Genomic DNA, 18,669 nt, shown 5'->3' with positions numbered 1-18,669 from the left:
ATGTTTTACTTTGTACCTTCTTGGTATAAACAAGATCGAAAATGGTATTCTACTGCCCTACCTTTCTATCTGCAACCGAAAAATATGATGTTCGACGATGCCGTAAATTTATTGCGGATGTTTCAACAATCAGGAGAAGCCAACTCTGTCTTGATTTTGAATTATTCACCTCATATCCGGACTTTCTTTTATCAACAAAGACTTTCATCAGATGAAATGTGGAACCTATTTGATAGCATACAAGGTCTGACAGATGTGCCTGCACGAAAAATTCGTTTGGATGATTTGAAATGGCCTCAGGGAGCAGAAATCTTTTATACTCCTTTTATTGTAGATGTTCACGTTGATCACCTACCTCATGCTCAGATTAATTTTTCACAAATAGGTAATATTTTTGATATTACCTATTTTGAAAATAATCAGATAGATTATCAGCTTGTTTTTGATGACCGTGGCTTTGTCTCCAGTATTATCTATTTTGAGCATAATCAGCCTTATTATCAGGACTATCTGAATGCACAAGGAATATGGCAATTCAGAGAATTTTTGACAGCTGATAACCAGCAGGTCATTATCAATCCTGAGGCACAGGGCACATTTGCTAAGGATGTCTATCAGAATATTGAAGAGCTTGTTAAAGAAAAGCTAGAGCAGCATTTGGCTTCTGTTTTAACCAAGGATGATTCAATTATTGTTTCAGCAGATGTGCAGCATAATCATTTTTTCCAACAGATTAAGAAGGACCATCTTGTTGTTCTGTCCTTCTTTGGCAATCGTTATCCGATTACGAATACAGAACAATTATTCTCTGATTTAAAAGATACCCCATTTTTTGTGGTAGATAGCTTAGATAAAATCGTGAAGATTGCAGAACAAGTGGGGGAAGTAGAAGAAGAGCAACTTCCTGCTTATTATGAAATTCCACCTTATGATACACAGTTGAATCTTGGGCATAGTCAGCGGAAAAAAGAGTTGATCATCTATGTCAATTTTGATACTTTACCAGAACATCATCTTCAATATGTCTTTACTTCCTTGTTTGATATGATGTTGCAACATGAGTGGATTGACTTATTGGTTGGGACGCAGAGTCAGGATTTTGGTCGAGAAGCTTCTATTCGACAGTTTCTTGAGGAATCTTTGTCATCAACAAAGTATGCAGAAAAATTGCTCCTTGTTGACAAAGATAAGGCCGCTAAGAGTGGTGATCCACGCTTAGAAGATGATGATAGCCCCAGAGAGCGAATTGATACTGTGGTGATTCATAGTGATACCGATTTGGCGAAGGCTCTGAAGTATGTTCGGGTCATCTTGGATTTGGGAAGTCCAGCCGATATCCGAACCCAAATTGCAGGTATCAGCGGAGGGATTCCTCAAGTGAATTTGTATAGTTCTTCTTATGTCAAACACGGCGAAAATGGTTGGATCATGGATGATATTTCCAGCCTGAAAGAGGCACTCTTGTATTACCTCACAGATTTGGAACACTGGAATCAATCTTTGGTGCATTCGGTTAAGAGGATTGAGCTGTATACAAGGGGAGAAATTGTCGAAATGTGGAAAAATACGATAAAGGAATTAAAGCTAAATGAACAGAATTAGTGTCCTACAGATTGCCAATGAGAATTGGCAGCACCAATATGAGATTCCTAGTAATATCGCATGGACATTTGTTAAACCAGAAGATATCATGTCTCTCTTGCCAGAAGATATTGGTATTTTAAAAAAGGATGGGAAGAAACCGAAGGCTGCTAAGCCCTATGATGTTGTATTGGTAGATACTGTTGAGCATTTTGAGTACATTACAGTATTGGACAGCTTAATTCAGGTTTATCGCTTGTTTTATCATGAGCGCTGTCAGATCACTACAAAAACCTTGGAAAGATTCCTTTTACGCAAAAGGGCCGTTCAGTCTACTTTTGGAGATCCTGCTCAGATGCTGTATCTATTTTCAAGAGGCTTTTCTTCCAAGCAAAGTGGTACCAAGCTCAGTGTTAATCATCTAGCCGTCAATCCCTCCTTCTCAGGTCAGATTAACTATGAAGGAACTAACTATCTCCGTCTGTGTGGCCAATATGGTGAGGATTACCAAACTGTAGCAACCTATCAGTACAATATCTTTCTGAGTGCAGACGCCCCTTTGGATTTATGGCCAGAGTTCAGAAATTCTGAAGATTGCGCAATTCGTTATGTCATCAAGGGTTATCCAGTTGGCAATTCTCCCATGCAAGAATGGATTTATGATGAAGAAGCTTTTGAGAAGCCTCTCATTTTGGATACCAGCGATTCTTATTACCTAAGCGTCAGTGTTCAAGTAAAGGGGCAAGGAATTGTGAAAATTGGACCATTCCACCATCGCCAATCTCATTTGGGTTATGGGGATTTGTTGATTGGTGGAAATCGTGTCGTGGATAAAAATCGGGAGGAATTGATTTACTACTTCCATCCTGGTGATTTGAAGCCACCTCTCAATATTTATTTTTCTGGTTATCGTCCAGCTGAAGGATTTGAGGGATACTGGATGATGAACAATTTGGGAGCGCCTTTCTTATTGATTGGAGATCCGCGTTCTGAGGGTGGTGCTTTCTATCTCGGCTCAGAAGAGCTAGAGCAAAAGCTTGTTCAGGTCATTCATCACTGTTTAGATGAATTAGGCTTTACAAGGGATCAGTTGACCTTATCTGGACTATCAATGGGGACCTTTGGAGCTCTGTATTATGCTTCCAAGTTAGAGCCTCATGCAGTGATTGTCGGTAAGCCCTTAGTAAATTTAGGCGATATTGCAGAGAATGAATCCACGATTCGTCCTGGAGGTTTTCCTACTTCTTTAGATTTGGTGCTTCGTACAACAGGAGAATTATCAGAGGAAGGAATAGCTCAACTTAATGAGCACTTCTGGACAGCATTCAAAGAGGCTGATTTTTCAAGGACGAAATTTATTGTGTCTTATATGTATCATGATGACTACGATGGTACGGCCTACCCTGATATGCTAGAAGAGCTAGGAAAGCGAGCTTATCGCGTTAATGTCATTAGTAAAGGATTGACTGGACGACACAATGATGATACGCAAGGAATTGTCGAATGGTTCTTTAATCAATATAAAACTTTATTAGTGAATAGTTTTGAAAGGAAGTTTGATTCGTGAGATACAAGGAAGAAATCTATTTTGCTTATTGGGATATGCAAAGTGTATCACAGTATCTATATGGATCGTCTGTGAAGCTGCTAGCAGATGGGCATGTTTTATATGAGAATCAGTTCATGCCGTCTGGTACAGTCATTCATGAATGGCATTCGCAGGCAAACTATCAGGCTTTACGAAATACGAGCCAGCTTCCTGAATTGAAGCGAGGAGAAAAATATATCTTTGGCAGCCATCTGGAGACTCTTCCTGAAAATTCGACCTACTTGAAGATTGAATTTATGAATGCGCGTGATGAGGAGATTTTTAATCAAATCATTAAGCAGGGTGAGACGATGAGCGTTCGTGTTCCTAACAATACCCACCATTATAAAATTCAATTAGTGAGTTCAGGTTGCCATCGTTTCTTGTTTGAAAGCATCTATATTGCTGAAGAAGGTGTGGCAGATTATACTGTCGATCGCTATTGGATTTCGAAATTGTTGCATAAGGACGTCAATCAAGAGACGATTTACGTTTGCTTTACGGAGCCTGATTTTAATCGGACGGGCTACATTCCAGAAATTGTTCGGGAACATTTTCCAAATTTGTTGGTAGTCAATTCTTTCTATAAAGACGCTCTTTTGTATATGGAAAAAGAGTTCTTCGAAATCTTACTTGGAACAATTGAAAAGCTGTCTCGAGAATATTCTTTTGAAAAGGTCGCTTTTGCTGGCTATGGGCCGATTTCAAATATCGCAGCCTTGCTTTACTCACAGCAATTTGAAAATGCCTATGCTTTAGTGACTGATGATTTCATGCCAGAATTGGATTATCAGCATGTTCTTGATCGCTATCGAAATAGGGTGAATTATCCTTTATTTAGAGATTTGCTGCTGGAACGCTTCAATTCAGCTAGAGTAAAAGAATATGCCCATCTGAAAAATAGGCCGCGGGTACTAACCAAAATTGATTATTTGTTGGATCAGTCCTTTTTGCTTCAAAAAATAGACTTGGAGAAAACGGAAGAGTGGATGAGAAAGAATGAAGCCTAAAAAATTACATTTAGCTAATTCCTTTAAACTAAGGCGATATAAAAAAATCTTAGAAAAGATTAATCAGCTTTCTGACAATTATGCAGCCATGTCAGATGAAGAATTACAGTCCAAAACTCAATGGTTGAAAGGCCGTCTTTCTAAGGGAGAAAGGCTACAGGAAATTTTACCAGAAGCCTATGCCACCATTCGTGAAGCGGCTAAGCGCGTCTTGGGGCTCTACCCTTACGATGTACAAATCCTAGGTGCCTTAGTCATGCAAGACAATCAGATTGCCGAGATGAGGACGGGAGAGGGCAAAACACTAACAGCAATTCTGCCCTTATACTTAAATGCTTTGACTGGAAACAGCGCCATCTTAGTTACGGCCAATGAGTATTTGGCGATACGTGACGCTAAACAAATGGCTCCTGTTTTTCATTACTTAGGAATGACAGTTGGGATTGGTGTTTCAGAAAATCCAGCTAAAAAATTGAAGGTTGCGCAAAAGCAGCGGATTTATCAAAGTGATATCGTGTATACAACACATAGTGCGCTGGGATTTGACTACCTTGAAGAAAATTTAGCGACCTCTCAAGCAAAGAAATTCTTGCCTAAGTTCTATTTCTGTTTAGTGGATGAGGTTGATGCAGCTCTCTTGGATAGTGCACAGATGCCTCTGATTATATCAGGCTCTCCGCGGGTTCAGTCCAATCTATTTGTTACCTGTGATGAGTTTGTTAAGACCTTGAAGGAAGGGGAAGATTTTAAGCTAGATTCGACTCGGACTTCAGTCTGGTTGACGAGAAAAGGTGTCAAGGAAGCAGAAGTATACTTCCGTGTACAAAATGCTTACGATCCAAATAACTACCAACTGATCCGTCAAATCAATTTGGCCTTAAGGGCCAATCATTTATTTGAAAAAGATCGTCAGTATACTGTAGAAAATGGCGAAGTCAAGTTGATGGATGAGGCAACAGGGCGAGTTTTAGAAGGGAATAAACTTCAATCTGGTTTGCACCAAGCCTTGGAAGCGAGAGAACGCGTAAAGATTTCCTTAGAAACACGTTCCATGGCCTCTATTACCTATCAAAATCTGTTCAAGATGTTTCCTAAATTGGCGGGGATGACGGGTACAGGGAAGGTCTGTGAAGATGAATTTCGTGAAGTGTATGACTTGGGAGTGGTCGTTGTACCAACTAGAAAACCCAATCAACGGATTGATTATCCAGATGAGATCTATCTAACTATCCCTCAAAAACTTTATGCTTCTTTGGATTATATTAAAAAATTACACAAAAAGGGGCAACCAGTTCTGATTGCGACAGGATCGGTAAGAATGTCAGAAATTTACTCCATGCTCCTGCTGCAGGAAGGAATTGCTCATAACGTGCTAAATGCCTACAATGCAGCAAAGGAAGCAGAGATGATTGCACAGGCTGGCCGGCGTTCTGCGGTAACCGTCGCAACCTCTATGGCTGGTCGGGGAACGGATATTATCTTAGAAGAAGGCGTTGCTAAATTAGGCGGACTGGCGGTTATTGGAACAGAGAGAATGTCCAGCGAACGAGTGGATTTGCAGCTTCGTGGTCGTGCAGGCCGTCAAGGCGCACCTGGATTAAGTAAATTCTTTGTTTCACTTGAAGATGATATTATCACAAAGACTGGCAGTAAGTGGATCAATGATTTTTATCAAAAAGAAGTCGCCAAGCCAGAGGAAAAACAGAAGGTTCATCTAAAATCTGTTCGTATTAAATATGAGGTGACAGAAGCTCAGAGAAACAGCGATAATGCGGCAGCTGCTTCAAGACGATCAACGGAGCAGTATGACGAAAGTATCCGAATTCAACGGCAAATCATTTATAACAAGCGTAATGACATTATTGCTCGTCCTGACTTTAAACTAGAATATTTTTTATCTGTTTTATCAGATGCTATGGACGCCTATATGAAGAAGCATCCATTTAAAGAGCAGGCCGATTTGTATCGATTTGTTTTGGATAATATTAGCTACTATTGTCAAGGCATTCCAAGAGATTTTGATGTGACAAACATTCGTCAAGTTAAGAAGTTCCTATCTAAGCTTTTCATTGAAGAATATCAGCGAAAACGCGATAGAATTGAGGATTCAGAACTGTTTGGGCAGCTTCAGCGCATCGCAGTGTTAAGAGCAGTGGATGATTGCTGGGTGGAGCAAGTTGACTATCTCCAACAATTTCAAACTTTAGTGGTCAGTCAAGGTTATGCGCAAAAGAATCCTGTATATGAGTTTCATAAAGAGGCTTTTGAGTCATATAAGAGAATGAATGCAGACATGAATCTTAAAATTATAAAAAATATGGCGCTTAGTTATGTCAATGTTCAGCCTACAGGGAAATTAGAGGTTTTCTTTGGCTAAAGTTTTGACAGATTGTGCTATAGACTTTATAATAAGGATATAACTGCATTCGGGAGAAAATGTATATTTATGGGTAAGAATAATAAAGCAAAATCAAAGGGGTTTAAGCGCGTTATATCGAAGTTTAAACGATTGGTGACGGAGGATGATAATTATTATGATCCGGATGCAGCCATCTTAAAACCGATTAGCCGAAAACCCCAAGAGCAGAATCAGGTTGTGTTAGGTGTTAATGAAGAATTAAAACCAGAGACAGAACCAATTTCTATTATGGAAGACTTTGAGGATTTTCAAGCCAATAATAGCTTGGTAGTAGATGATCTGATAAAAAATGTCAGCCAAAGCTTATCAATGAGCGTTTCGACCTCAATGAGTTTGTCTGCTGAACATTTCGATAGTGACTCTGTTTCAACAAGCGAGAGTTCTCTTCAAGATTCGCTGTGGGAGAATGATTCATTAGAGACTTATTCTTTAGACTCTTCTTCTCACATTATCGATCAATCAGATTCAGAATCTGAGCTGGTTCTTGAGGATGAATCCTTATCCGCTTCTATCAGCACCAGCGAGAGTCTTTCCGAGTCTGAATACTGGAGTATTTTCGAATCTGAGTCCCTCAGCATTTCAGAGTCAGATTCACTTTATGAGAGTGAATGGCTATCCGCTTCTATTAGCACGAGTGAGAGTCTTTCCGAGTCTGAATACTGGAGTATTTTCGAATCTGAGTCCCTCAGCATATCAGAGTCGGATTCACTTTATGAGAGCGAATGGCTATCCGCTTCTATCAGTGCCAGTGAGAGTCTTTCTGAGTCTGAGTACTGGAGTATCTTTGAATCTGAATCTCTCAGCATATCAGAGTCAGATTCACTCTATGAGAGTGAATGGTTATCCGCTTCTATCAGTGCAAGTGAGAGCCTTTCTGAGTCTGAGTACTGGAGTATTTTCGAATCTGAATCTTTCAGTATATCAGAATCAGATTCACTCTATGAGAGTGAATGGTTATCCGCTTCTATCAGTGCAAGCGAGAGTCTTTCCGAGTCGGCTTCTATCCTTCTTAGCGAATTTGTTTCAACTTCAGTAGCGGATAGTCAGTCAGCTTCTCTGTCAGAATCCATTAGTGCTAGTCTGAGCCTTTCAGAATCTGAGTCTCTCAGTGCCTTAGAAGAGGCTTCTATGAGTCTTTCAGATTCAGTTTATGAGGAGGAAGCTGATTCACCTTCAGTAAACGAGAATAAGCCAGATACTTTCTTGATTTCTCTTAGTACTAGCCTGAGCCTCTCTACTTCTGAATGGTTGGCTCAGTCTGAATTTACTTCACTTAGCCTTTCGGCATCTGAATCTTTGAGCATCAGTCAGTCTCTATCCTTGAGTGAAGCATTTTCTCAACTTCTTTTTGAATCTGAATCAGTCAAGGAGAGTCAGCAGCTATCAGAATCACTTAGCTATAGCCAGTCCCTTTCTCTTTCAGAATCTTTGAGTGAATGGACAGTAACTTCTCTCAGTCTCAGTGAGTCAATCTCTTTGAGCGATTCAATCTCCCTGAGTGAGTCCATTGCCGAGTATACTTGGTTAAGTTCTTCATTATCGGTTAGTGCCTCTGTTGCTCAATCCGAATTGGAAAGCCAATTGGCATCAATTTCCGAGTCTATTAGTGTCTCAGAATCTCTCAGTCAGAGTGTGAGCGTCTTCACTTCTTTCAGCTTGAGTGAGTCAATTTCCTTGAGTGAATCCGAAAGCCTCAGTGCGTCAAGCTCCTTCAGTTTGAGTGAGTCCGCTTCTTTGAGTGAATCTGAAAGCCTTAGTCAGAGTCTCAGCCTTTCAGAATCCTTGAGCCAGAGTGTCAGCACTTCACTCTCTTTGAGCCTCAGTGAGTCAATTTCAGTCAGTCAATCTGAACAAGAGAGCCAGAGCCTTAGTGTGTCAGAATCCTTGAGTCAGAGTGCAAGCATTTCGACTTCATTTAGTTTGAGCGAATCACTTTCCGAGTATACTTGGCTCAGTTCGTCACTCTCAATTAGTGCTTCTGTTGCCCAATCTGAATTGGAAAGCAAGTTAACATCGCTTTCCGACTCTATTAGTCAGAGTGCTTCAATCTCTCTGAGTGTTTCAGAATCTCTCAGTCAGAGTGCAAGCCTTTCAACTGCCTTTAGTTTAAGTGAATCAGTTTCCTTGAGTGAGTCTGAGAGCCTTAGTCAGAGCCTCAGTGTTTCAGAATCCTTGAGTCAAAGCCTGAGTGTTTCAAGCTCCTTGAGTTTGAGTGAGTCTGAAAGTCTTAGCCAGAGCCTTAGTATCTCTGAATCATTAAGTGAGAGTGCAAGCCTTTCAACTTCTTTAAGTTTGAGTCAATCAATTTCAGAGTACAATTGGCTCAGTTCTTCACTCTCAGTTAGTGCTTCTGTTGCCCAATCTGCATATGAGAGCAAGTTGATTTCAGTTTCAGAGTCGGTTAGTCAGAGTACATCAGTCTCTATTAGTCTTTCAGAATCTCTTAGTCATAGTGTCAGCATCTCAACTTCCTTTAGTTTGAGTGAGTCGATTTCCCTGAGTGAATCAGAGCAAATCAGTCAAAGTATTGTGAGAGTTTCCTTATCTGAGTTTTATAGCATTTCAGTCTCAGAGTTGCTTTCTTACAGACAGAGTGTTTCAGAGTCTAAGTCAGTATCACATAGTTTACAAGTCTCAGAATCTCTTTCACTTAGCTTGTCTCGAACAGAGTCAATGCGTCTTGCCTATCAACAAGAATCGCTTGATAGTATGAACCTTGCATCTCAGGAACTTTCAGAGGCAGTTGCACTATCTCAAGAAATCCTGTCTGTTCAAGTGTCTACAACTCCAAACTTGAGCGTGACAGATCAAGATGCATATCAGATGGTAAGACCAGGTTTACAGCCAATTTCTCCTGACTTAAAAAATGTCGCTAGTACATTATCTGGATTGGCTTCTATCGCTCAGAATAAGAAAGACCAGCGATAATTTTAAAGATACTAGAGGATACAATAGTATCCATATATATTCACAAAATCAAAAGGAGTCATTATGATTAGAAATACGATGCCCAACAGCAATAAAGGTTTGGGAACGACGGATGTATTACCAATTAGTGAACCACGTATAGGAGTACTGACAGGGGAAATCAACTACAAAAAGGTACCAATAGGCGCCTATGATCTTCTGGGGCAATTTACTTTAGCGAGTCAACCGGATTATGTTAGTGATTTGAATATGATTCAATCGATGGGCTTCAATGTTTATAGAATTTCTATCTCTTGGGCGCGAATTTTCCCAACTGGAGAAGAAGCGCAGCCAAGTGAAGAAGGTTTGCAATATTATGAAGCTATCATTGATCAAGTGTTGCAAAAGGACATTGAACCGATTGTAACTTTAAGTCATTTCGATCTTCCCCTTCATCTGTATGAAAAATACGGTGCGTGGAAGAGCCGCAAGATGATTGAACTTTATGAGCATTATACAGAAGCTGTTTTCAGACATTTTAAAGACAAGGTAAAATATTGGATTACTTTTAATGAATTTAATATTTTACACCATTTACCATATCTTGGTGGCGGTCTGTCTTTTGAAGAGGGAGAAAATCGGAACCAACGAATCTGGCAAGCGGCTCACTATCAATTGGTCGCTTCGGCACGTGCTGTTAAGCTTGGAAAATCAATCAATCCAGAATTTCAATTTGGTGGCATGTTGGTAGTTAGTCGTAACTATAGTCAGAATCTAGATAGTGCGATTGATGCGATGGAAGCAGAAGTCAAGAACCGTGAAAACTATGTCTTTACAGATGTACAAGTTCGTGGCTCTTATCCAAACCATTTCTTGCGCCGTTTAGAACGTGAGCAGATTGCTTTGGATATTGAAAATGATGACTTCTTTGACTTACGAGTCGGAAAGGTTGATTTTGTTAGCTTTAGTTACCATGCATCTAGTAATTCTCAAGAAGTCTTTATCAATAAATATGGCTATAATAATACCAATAAGAATCCAATTGATCCTGTAGGTCTTCGTCTGGCTATGAATAATCTTTATGACCGCTATCAAAAACCACTATTTATTGTGGAAGATGATCTAGTATTAGATGAGTCAGACAGCCGCTCAATAGAAGAGCTAAAAACGAATATTCAAGAGATCGTTAAAACAGTAGAATATGATGGCGTTGAGCTTCTTGGCTATACACCTCTCAGCTGGGTAGATCTCAATTTCTAAAATAGATGCGTTTACATCTAGTTACCTTTTATGAAATACCTGAATGGATTATATGTCATCTATTCAGGTGTTTTTGCTTATAAAAGAATAAGGTTACAAAACTAAGAGAACCATGGAACTAGCAGGTGGATAGAATTTTATTAGCTCTTGTAGTATCCTGATTTTTTTGCTCGGAGACTTATAAAACAATGGTAATAAGCGTCATTTTATGCTACAATTGATAAGATAGTATATAATTAGAATAAATGAAGAATAGAGGGAGCAGAATGAGACTTAAAAAGACCCTATTTGGTAACTATCGTGCCAAGGAAGTTGAAGAATACATTGAATCGCTAGAAGAAGGATTTGATAGTGAAATTCGTAAAAAGAATGAGAAAATTGAATCTTTACGTAAAAAAATTGATGCTTTAAAGAACCAAGAAAGAGAAATCGGTGAAGCCGTTGTTTATGCTAAATCGCTGATTATTGAAGCACATGAAAAGGCAGAAAAAGAGGCTCAAGAGGTTCTAGAAAAAGCTCAGAAAGACTTCTTACAAGTAAGATCGTCTATCCTTGAAGAGATCGATGAATTGACGAAAAAACGTCTTGAAACGGAACAGCTCTATAAGGCGCAAAAGGAAAAAATCAAGGAGCTTCTTAGTCAAATTGGTCAGATTCTAGACGAAGAAACTTTAGAGGGTCAAATTGACATCGCAAGTCTAATCGAGGAAGCTTCGGAAGACGACGAATTTGCAAGCATATTTGATACTCCTTTAGAGGAAGATGAAGCTACGCGTTTGTTTGATACACCTTTAGAAGAAGACGAGGCTCCAAATGAGCAAGTTGAAGCTGAAAGTCTATTCGATGAAGCTTCTCTTGAAGCGCACGAAGAAGAAGTGAACGAATCAGATATTTTTGGTGAGGAAGAAGTCCCAGTAGAAATCTCTGCTCCACAAAAAGAAGTTGTGAATATTGAGCAAACATTTGCTAAGACAGGTACAGATAGCTCTGTTCCCGTTACTTACTTCACTTCTCCTGTCAAAAAGTCTAAAGACGAAGATAAAGAAAAAGACAAAAAGAAGAAAGGAAAAATCATCAAACGCCTTTCAAGAATTAAAAAAGATAATCTTTTGTAAGAGGAACATGGTTTATGACAATTTATAACATCAACCTAGGAATTGGTTGGGCAAGCAGCGGAGTCGAGTACGCACAAATTTATCGTGCAAAATTGCTTCGCAGTGTGGGCTTAGAGGCAAAATTCATCTTTATGGATTTTATTTCAGCCGATAATATTGAACATTTGACGAAGAATATCGGCTTTGAAGACTCTGAGGTCATTTGGCTCTATCAGTATTTTACAGATGTTAAGATTGCTCCAACGACCTACACTCTAGCACAAGTCTTAGCTAGTTTTGATAGAGAACCTCTAGAAATCGTCCGTAATCCTGAGAATAAGACCTTTCGGATCTTGTTTGGAGATAATGATTTCGTAACGTGCTATTCTTGCGATATGGATAATGAACTGATTGAGCGGGCAGAGATTGTTTCGCGTGGCTGTCTCATTCAGAAAGAATATTATACTTATACTAAAAACTTTATTGAATACTATAGTCCTGTAGATGGTCGGGCTCGTCTCTACCAACGGACTTGGCTCAATGAAGATGGTAGTGTGGCTTACGAAGAGATTATCGATGAAGTAGACGGTAAGCCAGAAACGCAAGTTTATCGTTTTCCGGATCAGGTCTTCTACTCCAAGCAGGAGTTTGTTGCTCATTTCATGAGAAGCTTGAAGTTGACAGATAAGGATTTACTGATTCTAGACCGAGAGACAGATATTGGCCAGCCAATCTTCGCCAATAAGGGGGCTGCTAAACTAGCTGTCATCGTTCACGCAGACCACTTTAGTGAAAATCCCGCAGAAAAAGAGTATATCTTGTGGAATAATTACTACGAGTATCAATTTGAATACGCAGAAGAAGTGGACTACATCATCAACTCAACGGATGCTCAAACAGAGTTGCTGAAAGAGCAGTTTGCTCAATATACCGACATCAAGCCGAAGAATATTTTAACTATTCCTGTGGGTAGCTTGGATCAGCTGCGCCGACCAGAAGGTCAGCGGAAACCTTTTGGTTTGATGACAGCTTCTCGTTTGGCCAGTGAAAAGCATATTGATTGGCTGATTCACTCTGTAGTGAAGGCGCATGAACAACTACCGGAAATCACCTTTGATATTTATGGCACCGGTGGTGAGGAAGCTATGCTGCGGAAGCTGATTTCGGATCTGCAAGCAGAAGAGTATATTCGACTGATGGGGCATCATCATATGGCGGATATTTACAAAAATTATTCCGCTTATCTAGCAGCATCTACAAGTGAAGGGTTTGGTCTGACTTTGTTGGAAGCAGTTGGTTCTGGTCTACCTATCATTGGCTTTGATGTTCGTTATGGCAATCCGACCTTTATCCGTGATGGAGAAAATGGCTACCTGATTCCCAAGGCTCGTCCAGATGATTTAGATGCCATGACGACAGAGTACGCAGAAAAGATTGTTCAGCTATTAACTCAACATTCTCAAGAAGATTTGTCCCGTGTATCCTATGAGGTAGCTGAGCCTTACCTTGATGAGCATATTGCCCAGCGCTGGTCTGATCTTGTCCGATCGGCTCAGGCTAACTAAGTAGGATTCAGAAAGAAAGGCATAACCACTATGATTTGTTTGTTTGACCGCTATGATCAAGCAAGTTTTGATTTATTACGTTCATTAAAAGCAACAGGACTTGATTGTCCTGTTGTTGTTGTACAAGACGATGGCTATCTTTCATCAGATGTCGAGTCTCCTTACAGTTATTTTACAGGAGATTTGGATACACCAGAGGGCCGTCCAATTTATTTTAATCTTGTCCCCAAACCGCACCTATGGGAGATTCGCTCCAGCAATGTAAATGGAGAAATCTTGGATATGGGCAAGAAGCGTGCCAATATTTTCTATCGCCAACCGACACATGAAAGACGTGTGCGGGCTGTCGAATGGTTGGATACAGAGGGGCAGGTTCGAGCAGCAGATATCTACAATCGCAAAGGACGGCTTTTCGCACAAATAACCTACGATCAGACACAACGTCCGACCCATACACGTTATTTTGACCAGAACAATGTCGTGGTGATTATGGAAAATCATCTGACTGGTGATATCATCTTGACACTTGAAGGAAAGCGTCACATCTTTAAATCCAAACAAGAATTTGTCGTCTTTTATCTGCAATATCGTGGATATGATACAGATCGTATTATTTATAATTCTCTAGCAACCCCCTTCTTGGTGGCCTATGCTCTTCGTCCTAAAAATGGTCGTGCAGAAGATGTTCTTTTCTGGCAAGAGCCTATCGGAGAATCCTTACCTGGTAATATGAAAGTAGCTATGAAAATGCCTCATCGCAATATCCGCATCGCCGTTCAGGATAGGCAGGTATACGAGAAGATTCAAAGCATGGCGACTCCAGAAGAAAAAGGCTATTTCCACAATCTTGGTTATATTTATGATTACCAACGCCTGAACAATATGAATCCAGAAGCCTTGATTTTGACCAATAGCGATCAGCTTGAGCAAATAGAGCAACTCGTGACTCAGCTGCCAAATGTACATTTCCATATTGGAGCCATCACAGAAATGTCTGGCCATTTAATGGGGCTCAATCGTTATCCGAATGTTTCGCTTTATCCAAATATTCGTCCGGCCAAGGTTGCAGAGCTGTTTGAGAGATGTGACTTGTATCTAGATATCAATATCAGCGATGAAATCCTTAATGCTTGTCGCACAGCCTTTGAGAACAACATGTTGATTCTCAGTTTTACAAACACTTGCCATAGTCGTCGATTTATTGCGGATGATCACATTTACGCACCAGAAAATGTCTCAACCATGGTGGATAAGATTCAAAGTGCCCTTGCCCATTCATCAGAGATGGAAGCAGCACTTACTAGACAGAAACGGGCTGCTAATCAAGCTAGTTTGGAGCAATATAAGGCCATTATTTAACAAGATACATGAGAACTTGCTTTCGATGAGGGCAAGTTCCTTTATGCAGATTTAGTAAGGGAGGACAATCATGCCAGAGAAGCAAAAGGGAATTCTGCAGGAACATATCAACGAGCAACTAGATAATCGTAGGAGACCGTTGAAAAGGGAGAAGCAAGAGTTTAGTATGATTGCAGTGTTAGGTGGCATTCTTTTTCTTATCACTCTCTTGGTCACAATCATCATGCAGTTGGGACACTTTTTCTAGGATTTTTTCTGGATGGAGGAGGTCTCTGGAAAAGATGAACCTTGACGAGCAAATCGTCAAGGTTTTTTTGCCTCTATCTAATTGAACTAGTGTGAAAGGGGGAGTAGGGGGTTCGAAAGATAATAAAACGCTTTCAACAATTTGAAGCTTAAAAGCGGATTTTCTGAAAAAATTAGCTATTTTCATTTGTTATTTTACATATAATTACTTGAAAAGGGGAATCCGTTTTGGTAAAATGATGAGTGGTATATACTGGATAAAAACGGCTGGTATATCCCAGATGGAATCTGCTTTTTCTGAGTCAAAGGGATAAAAACTGAAACTGACTGCAATTTTTATTAGCTCTGGTTTTGGGAGGCAGCGCAATCTACACTTTGTTAATGGTCATGAGATTAACAAAGGGTCGCAATTGGATAAAAGAAAGGAATCGAATGTTTCGAAGTAAAAAATTTAACAAAGATTTCGAGATCGTAGATGAGAAAAAGCGTTATAAGCTTTACAAGTCGGGCAAAAACTGGGTAAAAGCCTCGAACTCTCAATTGGATCTCTTCCGTATTGGTGGGATGGGCGAAGTTGTCTCTAGTACCCTGTCAGACACTGAAGAACTTGATCACGCACACCTTAGTTTTAACACGCTAGCGGGTATAGGGGGAATCCTGGCCGCGGGGGCTGCAGGATTTGTGATGACTCAAGAGCAAACTGTTTATGCGGATGAAACATCTGAGTATACAGAAAAGGATAAAACAGTCATCGCAGCTGAACCGAAAGTAGCTGAAACAACTGAAACAAGTGCCAACTCAATCATCGCTCAAGCGCAAGCGGAAGTAAAGAAAGCTCAAGCAGAACAAGCATCTGCAACAGCTTCTGTATCAGTCAGTCAATCTGTTGAGGATCAAGCGAGTGCGAGTCAGTCAGTTTCAGTCAGTCAATCTGCCTCAGCAAGTCAGTCAGCTTCAGTCAGTCAATCTGCCTCAGCAAGTCAATCAGCATCAGCTCCTACATCAGTCTCAGCAAGTGCAAAAGCATCTGCATCAGTAAGCTCTACACCATCAGAGTCAGCAAGCGCTCAAGCACCTGCCTCTGTAGTTGAGAGTACATCAGTTGTTAGCGAACCATCAGCTCAGGCTTCTGTGTCTACCTCAGCTTCTGCATCGCTCAACCTTAAGGTCAACCCTGCGGCAAGTCTTGTATCAGGTAGTGCTAACCAAAGTTTGGCAAGTGCAGCTCTTAGCACAAGCCAAGCAGCAACAACAAGCAACAACATCGCAGCTGGTGTTGTAGCAGATAAGAACCAAGCTCAAGGTAAGGATACAACCAAGCAAGCTGAGAAAAACCAAAAGGTTGACAATACTGTAGCGACTGCACCAAAGACAGGGTATTCTGGATTTAGAGCAAATCCGATCGATACTGGATCAAAAGAACCTTTCTTTCTAAATACCGATCCATATAGCATCAACTCTCCAGAAACAAGTGGTCGTTTAAATAGACAACGGGTCTTTCTGGGACGAGCAGGTGTTCCTTTCTCGGTAACATATTATATGCATAAGTCTCAATTTGATGCGGACGAATATCCTTACGGTTCATACAAGGATAGTGAGCTTGCAGGACTTTCTCCAAGAACAACTCTAGAGACTCGAAACTGGCAAGAAGCACAAGAGAAATATAATATTACCTCGGAAACAGGTCGTGTGGAAGTGGCTCCTGGACGTTATATTCCATATGTAACTTTCAAGAGTGATAACCCAAAAGCATTTAGTAGTAGTGTCAATCTGGATGTGACCTTTGATGGACGTAGCTTTCCTCAAACCAGCATATTCATAAACCTTACTACTACTCAGTTTAAGGGACCTGCTGTAACGTATGATGCTGAAGGGAAACAAGAAGCACTGGCTCCTCTTGCAAAATATAAAGTAGGCGATAGAGTTAATGAAACTTTATATTTCCATAATGATAAACAGTATAGATATGAGCAAGATGCTAAAAATTCTATGCTTTTGTACACTGGTAATGGTGGTACAACCAAATATAGTGGCTTGAGGTATGTTACAGGGGTGGAAAGGCGTGCTGATTTCACCTATGTTCCAAAACTCACTATTACAGGGACGGTTTTAACTGAAAATCCTAATGTACTCGTCAGACAGACTAATGGATCGGGAGGTAAGGATGCTGACTTCTTTACCTATCTAGGCCGTCCAGAAGAAGTTGTAACTGAGGCTGCGCAGGAGTCAATTATCAACAAGAGCAAAGACTCACTAATTCCTTCCCCTGAACCACTAGTTCCTGAGCTTGAAGTCGGTAAACGAGTTAATGAAACTTTATATGTTCATGATGGTAATAACAAAGGAGATAAGTCTGTTGGCTCTTGGCAAAGTTCTTACCTTGCAGATCAAGCGGTTGAACTGATTCATGGTAAGAAAGAACTAGAAGCTCTTGGATTAACAGTTACTACTAAAAGCAATGAACCAGGGGCTGGTAAAACTGGCTATATCCCATCTATCCAAATTTCTGGAACGCCTACTGGAACAGGAACTGTAACACTCAAATATAAGATCACTGACGAAGCGGGACAGCTTAACTTTAAGGACATTCAAGTAAATGTTAAAGAAAGCGGATCCCTTAGCCAATCAGTTTCAGCTTCTGTATCTGCAAGTCAAAGTGCTTCAGCATCTATCTCAGCAAGCATCAGTGCGAGCCAATCAGCATCAAGCTCAGTAAATGCTAGCCAAAGTGCATCAGCAAGCCAATCAGCCAGCGCATCCGTATCAGCTAGTCAAAGTGCTTCAACATCAGTAAGCGCCAGCCACTCTGCGTCAATTGGTGCGAGCCAAAGCGCTTCAGCATCTATCTCAGTAAGCATCAGTGCTAGCCAATCAGCATCTATCTCAGCAAGTACAAGCCAAAGTGCTTCAGCAAGTGCATCAGTAAGCGCAAGTCACTCAGCATCTGTATCAGCAAGCGCGAGCCACTCTGCGTCAATTAGTGCTAGCCAAAGCACTTCAGCTTCTGTATCTGCAAGCCAAAGTACTTCAGCATCAGTAAGCGTAAGCCAAAGTGCCTCAGCTTCTGTATCTGCAAGTCAAAGTACTTCAACCTCAGTAAGTGCAAGCCAATCATCGTCTGTATCAGCTAGCCAAAGCACTTCAGCTTCAGTATCTGCAAGTCAATCAGCTAGCGCATCAGTATCTGTAAGTCAATCAGCTTCAGCATCTGTATCAGCTAGCCAAAGCGCGTCAGCATCAGTAAGCTCAAGTCAATCAGCTTCAGCTTCTGTATCTGCAAGCCAAAGTACTTCAGCATCAGTAAGCGTAAGCCAAAGTGCCTCAGCTTCAGCATCTATCTCAGTAAGTGCGAGCCACTCTGCGTCAATTAGTGCTAGCCAAAGCGCTTCAGCATCTATCTCAGCAAGCATCAGTGCTAGCCAATCAGCCTCTGTATCAGCTAGTCACTCAGCTTCAGCTTCAGTATCTGCAAGTCAAAGTACTTCAGCATCAGTAAGCGCAAGCCAAAGTGCCTCAGCTTCAGCATCTAACAACCAGAACTCAGCGTCTATCTCAGTAAGCGCGAGCCAGTCTGCGTCAATTAGTGCGAGCCAAAGCACTTCAGCATCTATCTCAGCAAGCATCAGTGCTAGCCAATCAG

11 protein-coding genes are annotated in these 18,669 nt (G+C 40.7%); all 11 read left to right on the top strand.

Features of this window, described 5'->3' with window-relative positions:
- Window positions 1-1,602, top strand: coding sequence for an accessory Sec system protein Asp1 (asp1, locus tag PAN94_RS06645; RefSeq protein WP_285875220.1), 1,602 nt, complete (start codon window positions 1-3; stop codon window positions 1,600-1,602).
- Window positions 1,589-3,148 carry an accessory Sec system protein Asp2 gene (gene asp2 / locus PAN94_RS06640; protein ID WP_285875219.1) on the top strand — a complete coding sequence of 520 codons (1,560 nt, stop codon included), beginning with the start codon at window positions 1,589-1,591 and terminating at the stop codon, window positions 3,146-3,148. Before asp1 ends, asp2 begins: the two co-directional genes overlap by 14 nt.
- Window positions 3,145-4,179 carry an accessory Sec system protein Asp3 gene (gene asp3 / locus PAN94_RS06635; RefSeq protein WP_285875218.1) on the top strand — a complete coding sequence of 345 codons (1,035 nt, stop codon included), beginning with the start codon at window positions 3,145-3,147 and terminating at the stop codon, window positions 4,177-4,179. The genes asp2 and asp3 overlap by 4 nt, the downstream gene beginning before the upstream one ends.
- Complete coding sequence (gene secA2, locus PAN94_RS06630) at window positions 4,169-6,556, top strand: accessory Sec system translocase SecA2 (RefSeq protein WP_285875217.1); 2,388 nt, start codon at window positions 4,169-4,171, stop codon at window positions 6,554-6,556. The genes asp3 and secA2 overlap by 11 nt, the downstream gene beginning before the upstream one ends.
- A gap of 69 nt (window positions 6,557-6,625) precedes the next feature.
- On the top strand, window positions 6,626-9,526 hold the full coding sequence (locus PAN94_RS06625) for a serine-rich family protein (protein WP_285875216.1): 2,901 nt from the start codon (window positions 6,626-6,628) through the stop codon (window positions 9,524-9,526).
- Between the two features lie 63 nt (window positions 9,527-9,589).
- On the top strand, window positions 9,590-10,765 hold the full coding sequence (locus PAN94_RS06620) for a family 1 glycosylhydrolase (protein ID WP_285875215.1): 1,176 nt from the start codon (window positions 9,590-9,592) through the stop codon (window positions 10,763-10,765).
- Between the two features lie 266 nt (window positions 10,766-11,031).
- Complete coding sequence (locus PAN94_RS06615; RefSeq protein WP_285875214.1) at window positions 11,032-11,880, top strand: coiled-coil domain-containing protein; 849 nt, start codon at window positions 11,032-11,034, stop codon at window positions 11,878-11,880.
- A 14-nt stretch (window positions 11,881-11,894) separates the two neighbouring features.
- Window positions 11,895-13,424, top strand: a complete 1,530-nt coding sequence (gene gtfA, locus PAN94_RS06610; RefSeq protein WP_285875213.1) for an accessory Sec system glycosyltransferase GtfA — start codon at window positions 11,895-11,897, stop codon at window positions 13,422-13,424.
- A 30-nt stretch (window positions 13,425-13,454) separates the two neighbouring features.
- On the top strand, window positions 13,455-14,783 hold the full coding sequence (gene gtfB / locus PAN94_RS06605; RefSeq protein ID WP_285875211.1) for an accessory Sec system glycosylation chaperone GtfB: 1,329 nt from the start codon (window positions 13,455-13,457) through the stop codon (window positions 14,781-14,783).
- Between the two features lie 70 nt (window positions 14,784-14,853).
- Complete coding sequence (locus PAN94_RS06600; RefSeq protein WP_045498459.1) at window positions 14,854-15,030, top strand: hypothetical protein; 177 nt, start codon at window positions 14,854-14,856, stop codon at window positions 15,028-15,030.
- Window positions 15,031-15,461: 431 nt separating this feature from the next.
- Window positions 15,462-18,669 (top strand): KxYKxGKxW signal peptide domain-containing protein (locus PAN94_RS06595; RefSeq protein ID WP_285875210.1); only part of this gene is annotated, 3,208 nt, incomplete at its 3' end.

This window comes from Streptococcus sp. SC1 (genome assembly GCF_030272855.1).
Taxonomy (GTDB): Bacteria; Bacillota; Bacilli; order Lactobacillales; family Streptococcaceae; genus Streptococcus.
This window is presented reverse-complemented; position numbering and strand designations above follow the sequence as displayed.